The sequence below is a fragment of the Parasphingorhabdus sp. genome, assembly GCF_049667325.1.
GTDB lineage: Bacteria > Pseudomonadota > Alphaproteobacteria > Sphingomonadales > Sphingomonadaceae > Parasphingorhabdus.
This window is the reverse complement of the sequence record NZ_JBATHY010000005.1, coordinates 1-5,742: the sequence shown is the minus strand read 5'-3', so window position 1 is coordinate 5,742 and position 5,742 is coordinate 1. Positions and strand designations below refer to the sequence as shown.

The window sequence follows — 5,742 nt, the reverse complement described above, 5'->3', positions numbered from 1 at the left end:
TGCGTCAGGCGTTGACCGGACTCGACCATGGACCGGATATGAACGCATTGCTGCCGTTGATCGGTCGTGAAATCGCGCTGGCCAGACTGACCACAGCCACCTCGTAACTATCTCTAATAAAAAGGTTTTCTATCAGAAGAGCCGTGCTTGCCATATTCTATGTAATAGTATATCATTACAATTGACGATGGGGTCAGATAGTCAAACAGGCATCGGCCGCTTCGCCATTTTTGAGGATGGTCGAGAGGATATGATGATGAGCTATGTTTCCATATACGAGAACAAGACACCGCGTTCCAAGGGCATGATATTGGCCGGCGCCGTTCACGCCGTGATTATCGCGGCGGTGATGGCGATGCCCGGAATCGAGATTCCGGAGAAGTTTGACGGGCCAATCTTCGCCTTTCCCGTTCCGGCTCAGAAGCCGCCCGAACCGGTTATTGAAGACCAAAAACCTGAAGTCGAAATTGCACGACAAACGAAGCAAGTGATGCCCGATCGGCCGATTATCGATCTGCCTCGAGATCCGGTGGTTCCTGTCAACAATTATGGCGACGTTGATATCAAGGCCGGATCGGGTGGAACCGGCGGTGCCATTCCTTTTGACCCGGTCAAAATCGTGCCTGATCCGGTGATTGTGGGCGCGCGCCTCAACACACGTTACGCAGCCGAGTTTCAGCCCGCTTACCCGGTTGGCCTGTTGCGGCGCGAACAGGAGGGCGAGGTCAGCGTCAGGGTTCTGGTCGGTGCCAATGGCCGGGTGAAGGACATCGAACTGATCGATTCGCCGCACGTGGATTTCTGGACCGCCACGCGCAAGCAGGCCCTGAAAAAATGGCGATTCACCGCGGCTACAAAAGACGGAAAACCGATTGAAAGCTGGATGACACTGAAAGTCCGGTTTGAAATCAACGGCTGAATGCCGCGCCGGATGGCCGGTTTGGATTTTCCCGCTGCAATTTTGCGGGAAGGGCTGGCCATCCGCGCGTACCGCGACTATTTGGAGAAAATGGGCCTTTTGAAAGATGCATCTGTAACCGGCGGTTTTGGCGACCTGATCGCTGTTTTTCGCCAGAGTGAACCGGGGGAGCGCTTGCTTCCGGCGGTCCTGGCAATTGCCTGTACGTCGGTCATTCTTTTCCTTTTCTGGCTGGATCCCAAGGTAAATACCTACACTTATGTACCAGCAGAGGTCATTTATGTCGAAAACTGGACAATGGACCGGACCGATGAGGAGATCCTGCAGGATCGCTGGGAGATCCAGTGTCTCAAGGACGAGCTGGAAACGAAGCGCCGCGAAGCGGTGAAATCACTGGGTCGGATGTCCGGCATGGACGTCGACGAGATCGAACGTGAAGCGGTCGCAGCCCGCCTGGCGCGTGGCGAGGTAGAGGTAGAGCGCCCCGCCGGCCTGCAATGTTGAACCCTCCGGGCGATGCACAATTTATGGCAGTGGCGCTCGCTCTATCAGAGCGAGGACGCGGTCGGACCGGTGCCAATCCCAATGTCGGCTGTGTCATTGTCAAGAAAGGCATCATTGTCGGCCGTGGCTGGACCCAGCCCGGCGGACGGCCGCATGCCGAAGAAATGGCGCTGGCCGAAGCCGGGGCATCCGCCAACGGCGCTGACATCTATGTAACCATGGAGCCGTGTGCCCACGAAAGCACCCGCGGTCCGACCTGCAGCAATGCGATCATTGATGCGAAACCAAAAAGAGTGATTGTCGCAACTCTCGACGCCGATGAACGCACCCGGCGCAGAGGCATTGATCGGCTGGGTGATGCTGGCATAACCGTGTCGGTCGGGATCCGGGAACCGGAAGCCCGCCGTGCGATGGCCGGTTTTCTGAGCCGTGTTGAAAACGCACGACCGTTTGTTACCCTCAAACTCGCCATGTCGCTTGATGGCTGTATCGCCATGGCAGATGGTACCAGCCAGTGGATTACCGGTGACAGGGCACGGGCCCACGCCCATCTCGAGCGGGCGCGCAGCGATGCGATTCTCGTCGGGGCGGGGACAGCAAAGGCCGACAAGCCGGGGCTCGACGTCCGAATCGACGGCTTGACCGATCATTCACCGCAACCGGTCATCCTCGGCAATGATCCCGAAATACCCGACCATTGGCTGCAGATTGCCGAACCGGCAGAGATCGCCGGTCTGGCCGATATCAACTGGCTGCTCGTCGAAGGCGGCGCAACAACCGCAGCTTCTTTCCTGCAAGCGGGTCTGATTGACCGGCTTATGCTCTATCGCGCACCGATTATTATCGGCGGCGGACTGCCCGGTATCGGCGACATCGGTCTGCAAAAGCTTGGCGATGCGCACGGCCAGTGGCGGCGCACCGACCGGCGCGAGCTGGGGCAGGATGTGCTTGAGATATATGAGCACGCCGCCTAGGTTCCGGACAGAATATAGCGATTAGGATCATCCATGTTCACAGGCATAGTTTCAGATATCGGGACCATAGACTCGCTCGACCAGCGTGGCGATCTGCGCGTCAAGATCACTTGCGGCTACGCGATGGATGGCGTCGACCTCGGGGCTTCGATCGCCTGTTCGGGCATATGCCTGACGGTGGTTGACAAAGGGGCCGACTGGTTTGCGGTTGATGTGTCCGGCGAGACGATTTCGTGCATAGCGTCGGGGCAATTCACTGCGGGACGCCGCCTCAATCTCGAGCGCGCTTTAAAAGTCGGGGATGAACTGGGCGGTCATATTGTAACCGGTCACGTCGACGGCGTCGGTGAAGTGGTTTCAGCCGAAGCTGTGGGTGGTTCTCGTGAAGTTGTCATCCGGGTTTCGAAAGATCTGGCGGCCTTCATCGCCGCCAAGGGTTCGATCACGGTGGATGGCGTTTCGCTCACCGTGAATGCGGTGACCGACGATGAGGAAGGCGCGCTGTTCACCCTCAACATCATTCCCCACACGGCGCAAGTGACCACGCTCGGCGAGCTGGACGCAGGTCGCGCAGTCAATCTGGAGATTGACATATTGGCGCGATATCTGGCGCGGATGGAAAAAGTCCGGTCGCTAGGCTGGGCCAAAACCGACTGATAGCGGGTCTCTCAGCGGGTCAGAATGGCAACCATTTCTGCTTCTTGCTGAATTTCATATAGCCGACATTCGCGCCGAGCCGCAGGCCCGCGCCGAGCCGTACCGGGATCAGCACCTTGTCGCCGCTGCGCAGATAGCTGACGTGGAAGCCGCCGATGAAATAGGCCGCGCCTTCGCCGGCCGGGAAGCGCTGGTACAGTTCCTCGCTGTCATACAGATTGTAGACCAGGACAAAGGTGTTGGCGGCATTGCCACCGAAATCAAAGCCGATTGACGGTCCCGTCCAGTAGACCGGACGTTCGCCTTCTATCTTGTGGTAGAGTTTGCCAGAACCGTAGCGCAATCCGACAACAAATGCCCCGCTGGCTTCGCGTCCGGCGATATAGGCGTTTGGCCGGCCCTGTTTCTTGAGAATATCCTCGATCAGTTCGGCGAGGCCTTTGGCGCCTTTGCCGAAAACGCCTTCTGCCGCTCCGATCAGGTCATCATCCTGATACGTGTTGCTATCACCGGCTGTGGTCGTCGCTACGCCGTTCGCCTGACCGCCGGTTTGGGCCGCGCCGGTTGCCGGGCTTGCGGGTGCCATAATATCCGCATCGATATCGCTATCGAACGGAGTATCATCAACGGTCCTGGGGCTCGCGGCGCTGGATTCGAAATTTCCATCATAATCGGGCGCTGCCAGATCGGCATCGATCACATCATTCGGATCGACGCTTTCAACCTGGGCGAAAGCGGGCGTCGCGACCGGTGCAATGGCAAGGGCCAAAACAGCGAACAGACCCAAAGATTTCTTCATACATAACGGTAACATGGGTAAACTCCTTCCCATTACCAGCCAGAAACGGCTCTCGGCTGTTGGACATGACCGCGCAATGAACGGACGACGAGATGAGTCGATTCTGCGGCAGTGCGAGTCCCTTGGCCGAAATCAGGCGGTTTCCCGCTTTTTGATCCCGATTTCACGAGGTCCACTTTACCCGTTGCAGCCAGAGGGATGCTTGGTTATAGCGCGACCCTTAGCCAAACCATGAGGACACGTGGGTGAGCGGCTGAAACCACCTCCCTGCTAAGGAGGCAAGGGCCTCACGGTCCTTCGAGGGTTCGAATCCCTCCGTGTCCTCCATTCACCCCCAGCACTATTCTCTGAACGAAGGCGCGCCTCGTAACCGCCCGACATGTGGGTAAAATTTGCGGCCAAACTAATTTTTGCAAGCAATGCGCAGGAAAAGTTGAGACACTTTGCCGTGGTTCTTGTTCGTTGTCTCTGTCGCGGAAAAGCAGCCATCGAATTCCCTGCTGTGCAGGGAATAAACAGGGAATTTTTCAAAAATCGGGCAAAAACAGGTCTAGAGCATCATTTTTGCACCAAATTGTAGAAAATATTAGCTGAAAATCAGTGGGTTGAAGGCCAAAAAACATGATTTCCCTGTTAATTCAAAAACAGGGAATTTAATCGTGAGCAACAGGGAAAATATTTTCACGAACAGGGACTTGCTCTCGCGGGATCGGCGAAGACGCTTACGAGACCGACTACATCTTTTAGGCGATAACCAAACTCAGGATCCCGCTTTGGCAACAGCGCGCCACGATATGAAAATTCCCAAAGGTCTTTGCCTAATTTGTCCATGCAAACTGCCGTCGTTGTGCCTTCCAGGAGCCCGGTATTTCGCCATGAATAAGCCGCTCTAGCGTAAACCCCGGAGGTTGCATACCTGCCAAAATGCCTTCCTGAATGTCCGGCGCCAGGAATGCCAACCTAACCAGCAAACGCTTATACGATTTGCTTGGGGCTGCATTTAGCAGCGGCAAGCCACGCCGGTCGGTTTCAATGAGGGAATGCGCTGCGCGCAAAGCCTTAATCAGTATTGGATCCGGTCGCGGTATTGTTGATCCCGAGCCAGTGATAATAAATTTTGCGCCATGCCGCTGCATTTGGATAGCCACTGTCAGTTTCAAATATTTGGGATCTGCCTGATCGACTTCGGCCCTTTCGTCAGGTGAGAGCCTTTTACGAATCGAGTGAAGAAATTTGACCGGTAGCTGCAGGATCAGGGAAGTGTCATGCACCTCAATTCGCGTGGGCATTATTTGTGGACGATAATTGGTTTGAGGGATTAGCCTTAATATGCAGTGCTCAACCACCTGTTCAAGTGTGGTCGCGGCAACACGCTGGACCAATTCACCATTTTTCTTTCCGCCTTTGAGTAGCGATGTTGATACATAATAGCGATAGACTTGTCCTCGGGCGCCATGCGAAAAACTCGGCGACATAGGACTTCCTTCGCTATCGAACAAACGTCCGGTAAACGGCGCTTTGGCGACATGATCGCGGCGACAGCCATGACGGCGCGCATTGGAACTAAGCAATTGTTGAACACTATTGAACAGATCAGTATCGACAATCGCTTCGTGCAAGCCGGGATGAACCTTTTTCTTGTGGTTGAGCATACCGCGATAGGTTTGGTTGCGCAAAAGATAGAATAATGCGCCTCGGCTAAATGGCTGTCCGCCAAGCAATTTGCCTTTCCGGGTCACACGGACTTTTGAAACAATCCCACGTTCGCTTAACCATCGTGCGAGGGCATGGACCGAACGAAGCTCAAGATAAGTCGCGAATATCAGCCTGACAATTCGCGCCTCGTCCTCATTGACCTCCAATATCCGGTTCGTACCGCTGGGCTTGTC

The 5,742-nt window shown here is 55.6% G+C and carries 6 protein-coding genes and 1 tRNA gene; 5 read left to right on the top strand and 2 right to left on the bottom strand.

The annotated features are described in order from the left end of the window. Nucleotides 1–256 precede the first annotated feature (256 nt). The 4 genes from WBM93_RS00190 to WBM93_RS00175 are packed head-to-tail and all read left to right on the top strand — an operon-like array spanning nt 257 to nt 3,054. A complete protein-coding gene (locus WBM93_RS00190; RefSeq protein WP_424426968.1) occupies nt 257–919 on the top strand; it encodes a TonB family protein in 663 nt (220 codons plus the stop codon). A 12-nt stretch (nt 920–931) separates the two neighbouring features. Then, nucleotides 932–1,423, top strand: coding sequence for a hypothetical protein (locus WBM93_RS00185; RefSeq protein WP_424426967.1), 492 nt, complete (start codon nt 932–934; stop codon nt 1,421–1,423). 23 nt (nt 1,424–1,446) lie between these two features. Next, nucleotides 1,447–2,397: a bifunctional diaminohydroxyphosphoribosylaminopyrimidine deaminase/5-amino-6-(5-phosphoribosylamino)uracil reductase RibD gene (gene ribD / locus WBM93_RS00180; RefSeq protein ID WP_424426965.1), complete on the top strand. Its 951-nt coding sequence runs from the start codon at nt 1,447–1,449 to the stop codon at nt 2,395–2,397. A 33-nt stretch (nt 2,398–2,430) separates the two neighbouring features. Next, the gene (locus WBM93_RS00175; protein WP_424426963.1) at nt 2,431–3,054 is read left to right on the top strand and encodes a riboflavin synthase; all 624 of its coding nucleotides are present in this window, start codon (nt 2,431–2,433) and stop codon (nt 3,052–3,054) included. 19 nt (nt 3,055–3,073) lie between these two features. Here WBM93_RS00175 and WBM93_RS00170 read toward each other — a convergent pair whose 3' ends face one another. Next, nucleotides 3,074–3,868, bottom strand: coding sequence for a DUF1134 domain-containing protein (locus WBM93_RS00170; protein WP_424426961.1), 795 nt, complete (start codon nt 3,866–3,868; stop codon nt 3,074–3,076). 220 nt (nt 3,869–4,088) lie between these two features. Here WBM93_RS00170 and WBM93_RS00165 point away from each other — a divergent pair. Continuing rightward, a tRNA-Ser gene (locus tag WBM93_RS00165) sits at nt 4,089–4,180 on the top strand. A 491-nt stretch (nt 4,181–4,671) separates the two neighbouring features. On the opposite strand, the gene WBM93_RS00160 is transcribed toward WBM93_RS00165, so the two are convergent. Next, on the bottom strand, nt 4,672–5,742 hold a 1,071-nt coding region (locus WBM93_RS00160; RefSeq protein WP_424426959.1), incomplete at its 5' end, for a recombinase family protein.

Bases quoted from the DNA above. Each gene is read 5' to 3' on its own strand.
- WBM93_RS00190 (WP_424426968.1), top strand. From the start codon at position 257: ATGAGCTATGTTTCCATATACGAGAACAAGACACCGCGTTCCAAGGGC.
- WBM93_RS00185 (WP_424426967.1), top strand. From the start codon at position 932: ATGGCCGGTTTGGATTTTCCCGCTGCAATTTTGCGGGAAGGGCTGGCC.
- ribD (WP_424426965.1), top strand. From the start codon at position 1,447: ATGGCAGTGGCGCTCGCTCTATCAGAGCGAGGACGCGGTCGGACCGGT.
- WBM93_RS00175 (WP_424426963.1), top strand. From the start codon at position 2,431: ATGTTCACAGGCATAGTTTCAGATATCGGGACCATAGACTCGCTCGAC.
- WBM93_RS00170 (WP_424426961.1), bottom strand. From the start codon at position 3,868: ATGTTACCGTTATGTATGAAGAAATCTTTGGGTCTGTTCGCTGTTTTG.